This is a genomic window from Escherichia sp. MOD1-EC6098 (assembly GCF_002965865.1).
Lineage (GTDB): Bacteria > Pseudomonadota > Gammaproteobacteria > Enterobacterales > Enterobacteriaceae > Escherichia > Escherichia marmotae.
Window position 1 is genome coordinate 99,220 of record NZ_PTSN01000017.1, and the last position, 14,252, is coordinate 113,471.

Below are 14,252 nucleotides of genomic sequence, written 5' to 3' on the forward strand. Positions count from 1 at the left end.
TCGTAGGGCGGATAAGCACAGCGCATCCGCCAAACAAAGCAACAGGAACATCATGAGCGATAATGACACTATCGTAGCCCAGGCCACGCCTCCAGGACGTGGCGGTGTGGGTATCCTGCGCATCTCCGGCCTCAAAGCGCGCGAGGTTGCCGAAACCGTGCTGGGTAAGTTACCCAAACCGCGCTACGCCGATTATCTTCCGTTTAAAGACGCCGACGGCAGCGTGCTGGATCAGGGCATCGCGCTATGGTTCCCCGGCCCGAACTCGTTCACCGGCGAAGATGTGCTGGAGCTGCAAGGTCATGGCGGTCCGGTGATCCTCGACCTGCTGTTAAAACGTATCCTGACCATTCCAGGCCTGCGGATTGCCCGCCCAGGTGAGTTTTCAGAGCGCGCATTTCTCAACGATAAACTTGATTTAGCCCAGGCCGAAGCGATTGCGGATCTTATCGACGCCAGCTCCGAACAGGCGGCTCGCTCGGCGCTTAACTCACTGCAAGGCGCATTCTCTGCACGAGTTAATCATCTGGTAGAAGCCCTCACCCACTTGCGCATTTACGTCGAAGCGGCGATTGATTTCCCCGATGAAGAGATCGATTTCCTCTCCGACGGCAAAATTGAAGCCCAGCTTAATGACGTGATTGCCGATCTCGACGCGGTACGCGCCGAAGCACGTCAGGGCAGCCTGCTGCGTGAAGGCATGAAAGTGGTGATTGCCGGGCGTCCTAACGCCGGTAAATCGAGCCTGCTAAACGCGCTGGCGGGCCGTGAAGCCGCTATCGTTACCGATATCGCCGGAACCACGCGTGACGTACTGCGTGAGCATATCCACATTGATGGGATGCCGCTGCATATCATCGATACCGCCGGGTTACGCGAAGCCAGCGACGAAGTCGAACGCATTGGTATCGAGCGCGCATGGCAGGAAATTGAACAGGCCGACCGCGTGCTGTTTATGGTCGATGGCACCACGACAGACGCTGTAGATCCGGCAGAAATCTGGCCGGAATTTATTGCCCGTCTGCCTGCTAAACTGCCGATCACCGTGGTGCGCAATAAAGCCGATATTACTGGCGAAACGCTGGGGATGAGTGAAGTTAACGGCCATGCATTGATTCGCCTCTCAGCACGCACTGGCGAAGGTGTGGACGTTCTGCGTAACCATCTCAAACAGAGCATGGGCTTTGATACCAATATGGAAGGTGGTTTCCTGGCGCGTCGCCGTCACTTACAGGCGCTGGAGCAAGCGGCGGAGCATCTGCAGCAGGGTAAAGCGCAACTGCTGGGCGCATGGGCGGGTGAATTACTGGCGGAAGAACTGCGTCTGGCGCAGCAGAACTTAAGCGAGATCACAGGAGAGTTTACTTCTGACGATCTGCTGGGACGGATTTTCTCCAGCTTCTGTATTGGTAAGTAACCCGCAATTACGAAGCCGCATTCTGATTGTCAGATGCGGTTTCGCTTTCTTGTTGGCACTCTTATTATTAATCAACCCTTTTTATAAAAATTAAACTTCTCACATAATTTATTCTCTTAAAAAGAGCATTTAATATTGCTTCACGACCGTTTGTGATTCGATTCACATTTAAACAATTTCAGAATAGACAAAAATCTTGAGTATTATACTGTAGCGTCGTGTCTTTCGAGGATAAGTGCATTATGAATACCTTACATATATGTGTGACCTCAAAGTGGTTTAATATTGACAACAAGATTGTCGATCACCGCCCTTAATTTTCCCTTCTGTCGCCATCACCAGAGTCAAACCGATTAGATTCAATGTGATCTATGAGTTTGCTATATCTTTATTTTCCTTTTTATCTACGTTATTTCCGTCTTAATTGCTTTATTAAGCTAATAATTGTAGATGTATATATTTTGGAAATTAATAGATATTGCAAATGTAATATTCACAGGGATCATTGCAATTAAAATAAATGAAGGATTATGTAATGGAAAACTTTAAACATCTCCCTGAACCGTTCCGCATTCGTGTTATTGAACCCGTAAAACGTACTACCCGCGCTTATCGTGAAGAAGCGATTATTAAATCCGGTATGAACCCGTTTCTGCTGGATAGCGAAGATGTGTTTATCGATTTACTGACCGACAGCGGCACCGGAGCGGTGACGCAGAGTATGCAGGCAGCGATGATGCGCGGCGACGAAGCCTACAGCGGCAGTCGTAGCTACTATGCATTAGCTGAGTCAGTAAAAAATATCTTTGGTTATCAATACACCATTCCAACGCACCAGGGCCGAGGTGCAGAGCAAATCTATATTCCGGTACTGATTAAAAAGCGTGAGCAGGAAAAAGGCCTGGATCGCAGCAAAATGGTGGCGTTCTCTAACTATTTCTTCGACACCACTCAGGGCCATAGCCAGATTAACGGCTGTACCGTACGCAACGTCTATATCAAAGAAGCCTTCGATACTGGCGTGCGTTATGACTTTAAAGGTAACTTTGACCTTGAAGGATTAGAACGCGGTATTGAAGAAGTTGGCCCGAATAATGTGCCATATATCGTCGCGACCATCACCAGTAACTCCGCAGGCGGCCAGCCGGTTTCACTGGCGAACATGAAAGCGATGTACAGCATTGCGAAGAAATATGACATTCCAGTGGTAATGGACTCCGCACGCTTTGCCGAAAACGCCTATTTCATCAAACAGCGCGAAGCGGAATATAAAGACTGGACTATCGAGCAGATCACCCGTGAAACCTACAAATATGCCGATATGCTGGCGATGTCCGCCAAGAAAGATGCGATGGTGCCAATGGGTGGCCTGCTGTGCGTGAAAGATGACAGCTTCTTCGATGTCTACACCGAGTGCAGAACTCTTTGCGTGGTGCAGGAAGGCTTCCCGACATATGGCGGTCTGGAAGGCGGCGCAATGGAACGTCTGGCGGTAGGTCTGTATGACGGCATGAATCTGGACTGGCTGGCCTATCGTATTGCGCAGGTGCAGTATCTGGTCGATGGCCTGGAAGAGATTGGCGTAGTGTGTCAGCAGGCGGGCGGTCACGCGGCATTCGTGGATGCCGGTAAACTGTTGCCGCATATCCCTGCAGACCAGTTTCCGGCACAAGCGCTGGCCTGCGAGCTGTATAAAGTCGCGGGGATTCGTGCGGTAGAAATTGGGTCTTTCCTGTTAGGTCGCGATCCGAAAACCGGTAAACAATTACCATGTCCGGCTGAGCTGCTGCGTTTAACCATTCCACGCGCAACTTATACGCAAACACATATGGACTTCATTATTGAAGCCTTCAAACATGTGAAAGAGAACGCGGCAAATATTAAAGGGTTAACCTTTACATACGAACCCAAAGTATTACGTCACTTCACTGCAAAACTGAAAGAAGTTTAATTAATATACTCAGAGTGGCTATAAGGATGTTAGCCACTCTTATTCTCTACATCCTCAATAACAAAAATAGCCTTCCTCTAAAGGTGGCATCATGACTGAACAATCAGAAAAAAAACACTCTGCATTTTGGGGTGTCATGGTTATAGCGGGTACAGTAATTGGTGGAGGTATGTTTGCTTTACCTGTTGATCTAGCTGGTGCCTGGTTTTTTTGGGGCGCATTTATCCTCATCATTGCCTGGTTTTCAATGCTACATTCTGGGTTATTGTTATTAGAAGCAAATTTAAATTATCCCGTCGGCTCCAGTTTTAATACCATCACCAAAGATTTAATCGGTAACACCTGGAACATTATTAGTGGTATTACGGTTGCTTTCGTTCTCTATATTCTCACCTACGCCTATATCTCCGCTAACGGCGCAATCATTAGCGAAACGATATCGATGAATTTCGGCTATCACGCTAATCCTCGCATTGTTGGGATCTGCACGGCCATTTTCGTCGCCAGCGTACTGTGGATAAGTTCGTTAGCCGCCAGTCGTATTACCTCGTTGTTTCTCGGCCTGAAAATTATCTCCTTTGTGATTGTGTTTGGTTCTTTCTTCTTCCAGGTCGATTATTCCATTCTGCGCGATGCCACCAGCACGACTTCGGGGACGTCTTACTTCCCATATATCTTTATGGCTTTGCCGGTATGCCTGGCGTCATTTGGTTTCCACGGCAATATTCCCAGCCTGATTATTTGCTATGGCAAACGCAAAGATAAGCTAATCAAAAGCGTGATCTTCGGTTCGCTGCTGGCGTTGGTGATTTATCTCTTCTGGCTGTATTGCACAATGGGGAATATTCCGCGAGAAAGCTTTAAGGCGATTATCTCTTCGGGCGGCAATGTTGATTCGCTGGTAAAATCGTTCCTCGGCACCAAACAGCATGGCATTATCGAGTTTTGCCTGCTGGTGTTCTCAAACTTAGCTGTTGCCAGTTCATTTTTTGGCGTCACGCTGGGGCTGTTCGATTATCTGGCGGATCTGTTTAAGATTGATAACTCCCACGCCGGACGTTGCAAAACCGTGCTGTTAACCTTCCTGCCACCCGCTTTGTTGTATCTGGTCTTCCCTAATGGCTTTATTTACGGGATCGGCGGTGCCGGGTTGTGCGCCACCATCTGGGCGGTGATTATCCCCGCGGTACTGGCTATCAAAGCCCGCAAGAAATTTCCCAACCAGATATTCACAGTTTGGGGCGGTAATCTTATTCCGGCGATTGTTATTCTCTTTGGCATAACCGTGATTTTGTGCTGGTTTGGTAACGTCTTTAATGTGTTACCCAAATTTGGTTAAGCACTTCAAAAAGCCAGCGGTCATTCGCTGGCTTTTTGCCTGTCAGGAAATCACTCATGTCCAAATGGCAACTCGCCTGATTCTCTTTCACCACGTATGCTTTGCGTCACCTTACCGTCAGGACGCTAGCCCATGTCCCGCTTTTTGATTTGTAGTTTTGCTCTGGTTTTACTTTATCCCGCAGGTATTGATATGTATCTGGTCGGCTTGCCACGCATTGCCGCCGATCTCAATGCCAGCGAAGCGCAGTTGCATATAGCTTTCTCGGTTTATCTGGCGGGGATGGCGGCAGCAATGCTGTTTGCCGGTAAAGTGGCCGATCGTTCAGGAAGAAAACCTGTCGCCATTCCCGGCGCGGCGCTATTTATTATCGCCTCTGTGCTCTGTTCACTGTCTGAAACCAGCACGCTATTTCTTGTCGGACGCTTTATGCAAGGGCTGGGCGCTGGCTGCTGTTATGTCGTCGCATTCGCGATTTTACGCGACACGCTGGATGATCGACGCAGAGCAAAAGTGCTGTCATTGCTCAATGGTATTACCTGCATCATTCCGGTGTTAGCTCCGGTACTCGGGCACCTGATTATGCTCAAATTTCCGTGGCAGAGCCTGTTCTGGACAATGGCGATGATGGGCATCACTGTACTCATGTTGTCTTTGTTTATTTTAAAAGAAACACGCCCTGCTGCACCTGCTGCTTCGGACAGACCACGAGAGAATACCGAGTCGCTGCTTAATCGTTTTTTCCTTAGCCGTGTGCTTATCACCACTCTCAGCGTTTCCGTGATTCTTACCTTCGTGAATACGTCGCCTGTATTGATGATGGAAATTATGGGCTTCGAACGTGGTGAATACGCCACCATTATGGCGTTAACCGCAGGCGTCAGCATGACCGTTTCGTTTTCCACGCCGTTTGCATTGGGAATTTTTAAGCCGCGCACACTGATGATCACCTCGCAAATGTTATTCCTGGCGGCGGGTATCATCCTTGCAGTTTCGCCTTCCCATGCGGTTTCGCTGTTTGGCATCACGCTGATTTGCGCCGGTTTCTCAGTGGGCTTCGGCGTGGCAATGAGCCAGGCATTAGGCCCGTTTTCATTACGCGCAGGCGTGGCCAGCTCGACGTTAGGCATTGCACAGGTTTGTGGCTCGTCACTGTGGATTTGGCTGGCGGCAGTGATTGGCATCAGCGCCTGGAATATGCTGATCGGGATTCTGATTGCCTGTAGCATAGTAAGCCTGTTGCTGATTATGCTCGTCGCACCTGGACGCCCTGTTGCCGCTCATGAAGAAATCCATCACCACGCTTGATCTCAATTTACTGCTCTGCCTGCAATTACTGATGCAGGAGCGCAGCGTGACCAAAGCGGCGAAGCGGATGAACGTAACACCTTCGGCAGTGAGTAAATCGCTGGCAAAGCTTCGGACATGGTTTGATGATCCGCTCTTTGTGAACTCCCCGTTGGGTCTGACGCCCACACCGCTGATGGTCAGCATGGAGCAAAATCTGGCGGAGTGGATGCAAATGAGCAATCAACTGCTGGACAAACCGCATCATGAAACGCCGCGCGGCCTGAAATTTGAGCTGGCGGCGGAGTCGCCGCTGATGATGATCATGTTTAATGCGCTATCGAAACAGATCTACCAGCGTTACCCCCAGGCGACTATTAAATTACGTAACTGGGATTACGATTCACTGGATGCCATTACTCGTGGTGAAGTGGATATCGGTTTTTCCGGGCGTGAAAGTCATCCACGCTCCCGGGAACTGCTAAGTTCACTGCCGTTATCCATTGATTATGAAGTGCTATTTAGCGATTTACCCTGCGTCTGGCTGCGTAAAGATCATCCGGTGCTGAATGAAGCGTGGAACCTGGACTCGTTTCTGCGTTATCCGCATATCAGCATTTGCTGGGAACAGAGCGATACCTGGGCGCTGGACAATGTATTGCAAGAATCAGGACGCGAACGCACGATTGCTATGAGTCTACCGGAATTTGAGCAGGCGCTATTTATGGCGGCGCAGCCTGACAATCTGCTACTGGCGACCGCGCCACGCTACTGTCAGTACTACAACCAGCTCCACCAGCTTCCGCTGGTTGCTCTCCCTCTCCCGTTTGATGAAATCCAGCAAAAAAAGCTGGAAGTACCGTTTACTCTGCTGTGGCACAAACGGAATAGCCATAACCCGAAGATTGTCTGGTTACGAGAAACCATTAAAAATCTTTACGCCTCGATGGCATAATCAAGTTGTATGAAATACGACCATATCTCGCGTTTAAATGTAAAATATATGTAATAAGTTTATCCGAATCGAACTTTTCGCCGCTTTAGTCTGTCCATAGTTCCAGTAAATGATTACTCTTGTATTCATAATGGACCATTAAGCATGGAGCGAAAAATGGCGACTCACTTTGCCCGAGGAACGTTAACGGAAGGACATCTGATATCTGTTCGCCTACCCTCGCAGTGTCATCAAGAAACCCAAAATATTCCCCCTCATCGTCAAAGCCGTTTCCTGGCGTCCAGAGGTTTACTCGCAGAACTGATGTTCATGCTGTATGGCATTAGTGAATTGCCGGAAATCGTCACCCAGGCTAAAGGAAAACCAGTTTTCCGCGATAAAAGTTTGCCATCATTTTCAATATCCTATGCCGGAAATATCGTCGGTGTGGCGTTAACAACCGAAGGCGAATGCGGCCTCGATATGGAACTCCAGCGCGCGACACGCGGGTTTCATAGCCCCCATGCACCCGATAACCCTATTTTTTCCAGCAATGAATCGTTATGGATCAGCAAACAGAACGATCCTAACGAAGCACGAGCGCAACTCATTACTTTGCGTCGAAGCGTGCTAAAACTTACCGGCGATGTACTGAATGACGACCCGCGCGATCTGCAATTGATGCCCATTGCGGGACGCCTGAAATGTGCCCATCTCAATCATGTAGAAGTATTATGCGACGCAGAGGACGTGCTGGTGTGGTCCGTGGCAGTCACTCCGGCAATTGAAAAGCTCAATGTCTGGGAGTTTGATGGCAAACAAGGCTGGAAAAGCCTGCCTGATATTCACAACCGTGCCAACAACCCCACCAGCCGGATGATGCGTTTTGCCCAGCTTTCTACCGTGAAGTCTTTTTCGCCAAATTAATAAACAACCACAGGAGTCATCATGTCTGAAAAATTGAAGGTGGTTACGTTATTGGGGAGCCTGCGTAAAGGTTCATTTAATGGCATGGTTGCACGTACGCTGCCGAAAATTGCCCCGGCGGATATGGAAGTCAACGCGTTGCCTTCCATTGCCGATATTCCCCTGTATGACGCAGATGTTCAGCAGGAAGAAGGCTTTCCCGCGACAGTTGAAGCTCTGGCGGAACAGATCCGTCAGGCTGACGGTGTGGTGATTGTCACGCCGGAATATAACTACTCGGTGCCGGGTGGGCTGAAAAATGCCATCGACTGGCTATCCCGCCTGCCGGATCAACCGTTGGCCGGTAAACCGGTGCTGATTCAGACCAGTTCAATGGGTGTGATTGGCGGCGCACGTTGTCAGTATCACCTGCGCCAGATTCTGGTCTTCCTCGATGCGATGGTAATGAACAAACCTGAGTTTATGGGCGGCGTGATTCAGAACAAAGTCGATCCGCAAACCAGAGAGGTGATTGATCAGGGAACGCTGGATCACCTGGCCGGGCAGTTAACTGCGTTTGGCGAGTTTATTCAGCGGGTGAAAATCTAAATAAAAAACCCGCCAGCAATAACGCATGGCGGGTTTTTTAGCGTGCTATCGATTTTAATGAGCGTCAATAAACACAATTTTCAGGATAAACAGCAGTGCAACGATGACTACGCACGGGCTTAGATCACGCAGACGTCCTGTGCCGATCTTCATCACGCAGTAGGAGATAAAGCCCAGCGCGATACCTTCGGTAATCGAGAAACTGAACGGCATCATCACAGCGGTAATAAACGCCGGAACGGATTCAGTCAGATCCTGCCATTTCACGCGTGCTAAACTGGAAGTCATCAGTACGCCAACGTAAATCAGCGCACCAGCAGCAGCATAGCCAGGCACCATTCCCGCCAGCGGCGACAAGAAGATAACCAGCAGGAACAGCAAACCAACAACCACTGCCGTCAGACCGGTACGACCGCCAACGGAAACACCAGAAGAAGATTCAATATACGCCGTGACAGAAGATGTACCGATAAACGAACCGGTAACAGAAGAGATACTGTCGACATACAGCGCCTGCTTCATGCGCGGGAATTTACCCTTTTCATCAGCCAGACCCGCCTTATCGGTCACGCCAATCAGGGTGCCGGAGGAGTCAAACAGGTTGACCAGCATGAAAGAGAAAATTACGCCTGCCAGGCCGAGGTTAAACGACCCGGCCAAATCCACGTGCCCCACCACCGTCATTACGCTCGGTGGCGCAGAGACGATGCCGTTGTAGTGCACATCACCCAGCATCCAGCCCAGAAGCGTCGTCACCACGATGGAAACCAGCACCGCCGCGTGAATGTTGCGCGAGGCCAGAATAGCAATGATGAAGAAGCCGAGGATACCCAGCAGTACGCTGTGAGATGTCAGGTTACCGATACTCACCAGCGTTTCCGGGTTAGCAACAATCACCCCCGCGTTTTTCAGCCCCATCATACCAATGAACAGACCGATACCGCTGGTAATGCCCACACGCAGACTTACTGGAATGTTGGCAATAATCCAGTAGCGAACGCGGAAAATAGTCAGCAGCAGCAGACCAATCGCGCCCCAGAAAATTGCGCCCATCCCGACTTGCCACGGCAAGCCCATCGCCTGCACCACTACAAAAGCGAAGAACGCGTTCAGGCCCATAGCGGGAGCCAGCGCGACTGGCAGGTTAGCAAACAGCCCCATCAGAATACTGCCGAACGCAGCAATCAGACAGGTGGTGACGAAGACGGCGCTGGTGTCCATGCCAGCTACGCCAAGAATTTGCGGGTTAACAAAAACGATGTAAACCATCGTCAGGAAAGTGGTAAAACCGGCGATCACTTCGGTCCGTGCCGTCGTGCCATGTTCGCGCAGTTTAAACACGCGTTCCAGCATCCCCTGGCCAGAAGCCTGGGTTGTGTGTTGTTGACTCATTATCTATTTCCGAACAAGGAGGGAAAATCCGTCGCTATCCTATACCAAAATGAGACAATATGGACGGCTGAAGATAACTTTTTTTAATTGTATTTGCTTATACGGCAACGATTGCGTCACTCAAATCTGCATGACGAAAACGTTAAACTAACGATAAAGGAAAGACATGTCCCAGATAGAAGCGGTATTTTTCGACTGCGACGGTACGCTGGTCGACAGCGAGGTTATTTGCTCTCGTGCCTATGTCACGATGTTCAAAGAGTTTGGCATTAACGTTGACCTTGAAGAGATTTTTACCCGCTTTAAAGGCGTAAAACTCTACGAAATCATCGACATCATTAGCAAAGAACAGGGCGTAGAAATAGTCCGTGCCGATGCCGAACACGTTTATCGTGCAGAGGTGGCGCGTCTGTTTGATAGCGAACTGGAGGTGATTGCGGGAGCAAACGCCTTACTGGAAAGCGTGAAAGTGCCGATGTGCGTCGTCTCTAACGGTCCGGTCAACAAAATGCAGCATTCACTCGGCAAGCTCAACATGCTGCACTATTTCCCGGAAAAACTGTTCAGCGGTTACGACATTCAGCGTTGGAAACCCGATCCGGCATTAATGTTCCACGCCGCAAAAGCAATGAATGTGAACGTTGAAAACTGCATTCTGGTCGATGACTCCAGCGCAGGAGCACAGTCAGGAATCGATGCCGGTATGGAAGTGTTTTACTTCTGCGCTGACCCGCACAATAAGCCGATTGTTCATCCGAAAGTCACTACCTTTACCCATCTTTCGCAGTTGCCGGAACTGTGGAAGGCGCGTGGCTGGGATATTACACGGTAAATAAAGAAACCCGGTGATATGTTCACCGGGCAGATTACATATTCACATTTTGCCGGATGCGGCGTAAACGCCTTATCCGTCCTACAGTTAGCGTTACTTTTTCGGTTCTTTTTCTGCCAGCAGTTTATCCAGCTCATCACCGCCTACGTGGCGGAAATCTTGCCCCTTCACGTAGTAGAAGATGTATTCGCAGATATTCTGGCAGCGGTCACCAATACGCTCGATGGAGCGTGCACAGAACAGCGCGGTAAGTACGCTCGGAATGGTGCGCGAATCTTCCATCATGTAGGTCATCAGTTGACGAACAATACCTTCGTACTCCTGATCAACTTTTTTATCTTCACGATAAATTCGTACCGCTTCGTCAATGTCCATGCGCGCGAACGCGTCCAGCACGTCGTGCAGCATTTGGATGGTGTGACGCCCCAGCGACTCCAGACTGACTAACAATGGCTGATGCTGCTGGGAGAATTTCTCCAGCGCAGTACGGCAGATTTTGTCCGCCACATCACCAATACGCTCCAGCTCAGCGATAGTTTTACTGATCACCATCACCAGACGCAGGTCGCTCGCCGTCGGCTGACGTTTGGCAATAATGCGCACGCAGGCTTCATCGATCGCCACTTCCATCATGTTGACGTTTTTGTCGCCTTCGATCACGCGCTTCGCCAGATCGCTGTCCTGGTTGTGCATCGCAGTGATGGCATCGGTAAGCTGTTGCTCCACCATCCCGCCCATGGTCATCACCTGCGTGCGGATGCTTTCCAGTTCGGCGTTGAACTGGCCGGAAATATGTTTATTAAGATTGAGACTGTCCATAACGCACTCCTGAATCAACCGTAACGACCGGTGATGTAGTCTTCTGTTTGTTTCTTCGCTGGCTTGGTGAACAGATCGTCCGTGTTGCTGAACTCAATCAATTCGCCCAGGTACATAAACGCCGTGTGGTCAGAACAACGCGCAGCCTGCTGCATGTTGTGAGTTACGATCACTACGGTGTAATCCTGCTTCAATTCGGTGATCAGCTCTTCAATACGCCCGGTGGAGATAGGGTCGAGTGCCGAACACGGTTCATCGAGCAACAACACTTCCGGGCGAATAGCGATACCACGCGCAATGCACAGACGTTGTTGCTGACCACCAGAGAGAGAGTAACCACTCTGGTGTAATTTATCTTTGGTTTCGTTCCACAATGCGGCCTTGGTCAATGCCCACTGTACACGCTCGTCCATGTCGGCACGGGAGAGTTTCTCAAACAGACGGACACCAAAGGCAATGTTGTCGTAAATGGACATCGGGAACGGCGTCGGTTTCTGGAACACCATGCCCACTTTCGCACGCAGCAGGGCGATATCCTGAGTGTTGGTCAGGATGTTGTCGCCATCAAGCAGAATTTCACCTTCCGCACGCTGCTCCGGATACAGTTCAAACATTTTGTTGAAGGTACGCAGCAGCGTCGATTTACCGCAGCCAGACGGCCCGATAAACGCCGTAACCTGGTTTTTAGCGATATCCAGGTTGATGTTTTTCAGGGCATGGAATTTGCCGTAGTAGAAGTTCAAATTACGAACCTGAATTTTACTCGGGGCAGTTTCAACCATACTCATTGCAATCTTTTCCTCATCGTGCCTGATGCACTTCGCTAATCAGGCTTACCGTAGGCCGGATAAGGCGTTCACGCCGCATCCGGCAAAGTGTTAACCGTGTTTATTCTTGGCAAAAACAACGCGCGCCAGAATGTTCAGCAGCAGTACGCACAGGGTAATGATCAACACACCAGCCCAGGCCAGTTGCTGCCATTCCGCAAACGGGCTCATCGCGAACTTAAAGATCGTTACCGGCAGGTTAGCGATCGGCTGCATCATGTCCGTGCTCCAGAACTGGTTGGAGAGCGCGGTAAACAGCAGCGGCGCGGTTTCACCCGCAATACGAGCAATCGCCAGCAGAATACCGGTCATAATCCCGGAGACCGACGCTTTCAGAGTAATCGCGGAGATCATCTTCCACTTCGGCGTCCCCAGCGCATAAGCCGCTTCACGCAGGCTGTCCGGCACCAGTTTCAGCATGTTCTCGGTGGTGCGGATAACAATCGGCACCTGCAACAGTGCCAGGGCAATCACGCCAGCCCAACCGGAGAAGTGCTCCATCTGAGCCACCACGATGGTATAAACAAACAGACCAACAACAATCGACGGCGCGGAGAGCAGAATGTCGTTAATGAAGCGAATAACTTCAGCCAGCCAGGATTTACGTCCATATTCCGCCAGATAAATCCCCGCCATAATCCCCAGCGGCGTACCGAATACCGTGGCCCACAAAATTAACAGGCCGCTACCCGCCAGGGCGTTCGCCAGGCCACCACCTTCTGTATTTGGCGGCGGCGTCATTCCGGTGAACAGCGCCAGAGACATACCGTCGATACCGCGGGTGATGGTGGACATTAAAATCCAGATCAGCCAGAACAGACCGAAAGCCATCGTCGCCATTGAGAGCGTCAGCGCAATACGGTTTTTGAGGCGGCGACGCGCCTGCATTTTGCGGCGGGATTCTGCCAGCGCCGCGGTAGTTTGTGTTTCAACCATAGCCATTAGCGTGCCCCCTCATTCTTAGCCAGGCGCATAATCATAAACTTCGATGCGGCCAGGACGATGAAGGTAATCACAAACAGGATCAGGCCGAGTTCCATCAGTGCAGCCACGTGCAGACCGGATTCTGCTTCCGCAAATTCGTTCGCCAACGCGGAAGTAATACTGTTACCTGGCATATACAGCGAGGCGCTGTCGAGCTGGTAGGTGTTACCGATGATAAAGGTCACCGCCATCGTTTCACCGAGCGCGCGCCCCAGACCCAGCATAATGCCGCCGATCACACCATTTTTGGTGAACGGAAGAACGATACGCCAGATAACTTCCCAGGTGGTGCAGCCGATACCGTAGGCTGACTCTTTCATCATCACCGGGGTTTGTTCGAAGACATCGCGCATTACCGCCGCAATGTACGGAATGATCATAATGGCGAGGATCACGCCCGCCGCGAGGATACCGATACCAAATGCCGGGCCGGAGAACAGCGCGCCAACAATCGGGATATTCGACATGATATTGCCGACTGGTTCCTGGAAGTAGACGGCAAACAGCGGTGCAAAAATAAACAGCCCCCACATGCCGTAAACGATACTTGGAATGGCTGCCAGCAGTTCAATGGCGATACCCAGCGGGCGCTTCAGCCAGCCTGGCGCAAGCTCTGTCAGGAACAGGGCAATCCCGAAACTCACCGGGACGGCGATCAGCAGCGCGATAAACGAAGTCACCAGCGTACCGTAGATCGGCACCAGCGCCCCGTAAATATCGTTCGGCGCATCCCACTCTTTGGTCCACAGGAAAGCCAGACCAAATTTCTGAATGCTCGGCCAGGAGGAGATGATCAGAGAGACAATAATGCCACCCAACATCAATAGCACAATCAGCGCCGCCAGTTTTACCAGCACGCTGAAAATTATGTCGCCCTTTTTACCCGGTGGGTTAAAAGCAGGCTTGGTTGCAGCCATAAGTTACTCTTCAGTTAAACGCGTTTACAAAGTCATTT

General features: G+C 50.5%; 14 protein-coding genes. 9 read left to right on the top strand and 5 right to left on the bottom strand.

All coding sequences use genetic code 11. The features are described from left to right. Positions 1-52 precede the first annotated feature (52 nt). The 8 genes from mnmE to yieF all read left to right on the top strand — a co-directional run bounded on the left by mnmE (position 53) and on the right by yieF (position 8,443). Positions 53-1,417 (top strand): tRNA uridine-5-carboxymethylaminomethyl(34) synthesis GTPase MnmE, encoded by a 1,365-nt coding sequence (gene mnmE / locus C0K55_RS17905; RefSeq protein WP_001282361.1) that lies wholly within the window; start codon positions 53-55, stop codon positions 1,415-1,417. 242 nt (positions 1,418-1,659) lie between these two features. Continuing rightward, on the top strand, positions 1,660-1,734 hold the full coding sequence (gene tnaC / locus C0K55_RS17910) for a tryptophanase leader peptide (RefSeq protein WP_010377944.1): 75 nt from the start codon (positions 1,660-1,662) through the stop codon (positions 1,732-1,734). A 218-nt stretch (positions 1,735-1,952) separates the two neighbouring features. Then, entirely contained in the window at positions 1,953-3,368 is a 1,416-nt protein-coding gene (gene tnaA, locus C0K55_RS17915) for a tryptophanase (RefSeq protein WP_001517426.1), read from the top strand. A gap of 91 nt (positions 3,369-3,459) precedes the next feature. Beyond that, positions 3,460-4,707, top strand: a complete 1,248-nt coding sequence (gene tnaB, locus C0K55_RS17920; protein WP_001517425.1) for a low affinity tryptophan permease TnaB — start codon at positions 3,460-3,462, stop codon at positions 4,705-4,707. Positions 4,708-4,839: 132 nt separating this feature from the next. Further along, complete coding sequence (gene mdtL, locus C0K55_RS17925; RefSeq protein WP_000086015.1) at positions 4,840-6,015, top strand: multidrug efflux MFS transporter MdtL; 1,176 nt, start codon at positions 4,840-4,842, stop codon at positions 6,013-6,015. Further along, positions 5,990-6,949 (top strand): HTH-type transcriptional regulator YidZ, encoded by a 960-nt coding sequence (gene yidZ / locus C0K55_RS17930; protein ID WP_001517424.1) that lies wholly within the window; start codon positions 5,990-5,992, stop codon positions 6,947-6,949. The genes mdtL and yidZ overlap by 26 nt, the downstream gene beginning before the upstream one ends. 156 nt (positions 6,950-7,105) lie before the next feature. Then, positions 7,106-7,855, top strand: a complete 750-nt coding sequence (locus C0K55_RS17935; protein ID WP_001517423.1) for a 4'-phosphopantetheinyl transferase family protein — start codon at positions 7,106-7,108, stop codon at positions 7,853-7,855. Between the two features lie 21 nt (positions 7,856-7,876). After that, entirely contained in the window at positions 7,877-8,443 is a 567-nt protein-coding gene (yieF, locus tag C0K55_RS17940; RefSeq protein ID WP_016262704.1) for a class I chromate reductase YieF, read from the top strand. A 54-nt stretch (positions 8,444-8,497) separates the two neighbouring features. Here the strand turns inward: yieF and adeP are convergent, their stop codons facing one another. After that, a complete protein-coding gene (gene adeP / locus C0K55_RS17945; protein WP_001517421.1) occupies positions 8,498-9,835 on the bottom strand; it encodes an adenine permease AdeP in 1,338 nt (445 codons plus the stop codon). A 166-nt stretch (positions 9,836-10,001) separates the two neighbouring features. Here adeP and yieH point away from each other — a divergent pair, with 166 nt between their 5' ends. Further along, on the top strand, positions 10,002-10,667 hold the full coding sequence (yieH, locus tag C0K55_RS17950) for a 6-phosphogluconate phosphatase (RefSeq protein ID WP_000078042.1): 666 nt from the start codon (positions 10,002-10,004) through the stop codon (positions 10,665-10,667). Positions 10,668-10,760: 93 nt separating this feature from the next. Here the strand turns inward: yieH and phoU are convergent, their stop codons facing one another. The 4 genes from phoU to pstC all read right to left on the bottom strand — a co-directional run bounded on the left by phoU (position 10,761) and on the right by pstC (position 14,214). After that, on the bottom strand, positions 10,761-11,486 hold the full coding sequence (gene phoU / locus C0K55_RS17955) for a phosphate signaling complex protein PhoU (protein ID WP_000377803.1): 726 nt from the start codon (positions 11,484-11,486) through the stop codon (positions 10,761-10,763). A 14-nt stretch (positions 11,487-11,500) separates the two neighbouring features. Then, entirely contained in the window at positions 11,501-12,274 is a 774-nt protein-coding gene (pstB, locus tag C0K55_RS17960; RefSeq protein ID WP_000063126.1) for a phosphate ABC transporter ATP-binding protein PstB, read from the bottom strand. A gap of 90 nt (positions 12,275-12,364) precedes the next feature. Further along, positions 12,365-13,255, bottom strand: a complete 891-nt coding sequence (gene pstA / locus C0K55_RS17965; protein WP_105266779.1) for a phosphate ABC transporter permease PstA — start codon at positions 13,253-13,255, stop codon at positions 12,365-12,367. After that, a complete protein-coding gene (gene pstC, locus C0K55_RS17970) occupies positions 13,255-14,214 on the bottom strand; it encodes a phosphate ABC transporter permease PstC (protein ID WP_000741620.1) in 960 nt (319 codons plus the stop codon). Before pstC ends, pstA begins: the two co-directional genes overlap by 1 nt. Positions 14,215-14,252 lie beyond the last annotated feature (38 nt).

Coding starts and splice junctions, on each gene's coding strand:
- mnmE (WP_001282361.1), top strand. CDS start 53: ATGAGCGATAATGACACTATCGTAGCCCAGGCCACGCCTCCAGGACGT.
- tnaA (WP_001517426.1), top strand. CDS start 1,953: ATGGAAAACTTTAAACATCTCCCTGAACCGTTCCGCATTCGTGTTATT.
- tnaB (WP_001517425.1), top strand. CDS start 3,460: ATGACTGAACAATCAGAAAAAAAACACTCTGCATTTTGGGGTGTCATG.
- mdtL (WP_000086015.1), top strand. CDS start 4,840: ATGTCCCGCTTTTTGATTTGTAGTTTTGCTCTGGTTTTACTTTATCCC.
- yidZ (WP_001517424.1), top strand. CDS start 5,990: ATGAAGAAATCCATCACCACGCTTGATCTCAATTTACTGCTCTGCCTG.
- C0K55_RS17935 (WP_001517423.1), top strand. CDS start 7,106: ATGGCGACTCACTTTGCCCGAGGAACGTTAACGGAAGGACATCTGATA.
- yieF (WP_016262704.1), top strand. CDS start 7,877: ATGTCTGAAAAATTGAAGGTGGTTACGTTATTGGGGAGCCTGCGTAAA.
- adeP (WP_001517421.1), bottom strand. CDS start 9,835: ATGAGTCAACAACACACAACCCAGGCTTCTGGCCAGGGGATGCTGGAA.
- yieH (WP_000078042.1), top strand. CDS start 10,002: ATGTCCCAGATAGAAGCGGTATTTTTCGACTGCGACGGTACGCTGGTC.
- phoU (WP_000377803.1), bottom strand. CDS start 11,486: ATGGACAGTCTCAATCTTAATAAACATATTTCCGGCCAGTTCAACGCC.
- pstB (WP_000063126.1), bottom strand. CDS start 12,274: ATGAGTATGGTTGAAACTGCCCCGAGTAAAATTCAGGTTCGTAATTTG.
- pstA (WP_105266779.1), bottom strand. CDS start 13,255: ATGGCTATGGTTGAAACACAAACTACCGCGGCGCTGGCAGAATCCCGC.
- pstC (WP_000741620.1), bottom strand. CDS start 14,214: ATGGCTGCAACCAAGCCTGCTTTTAACCCACCGGGTAAAAAGGGCGAC.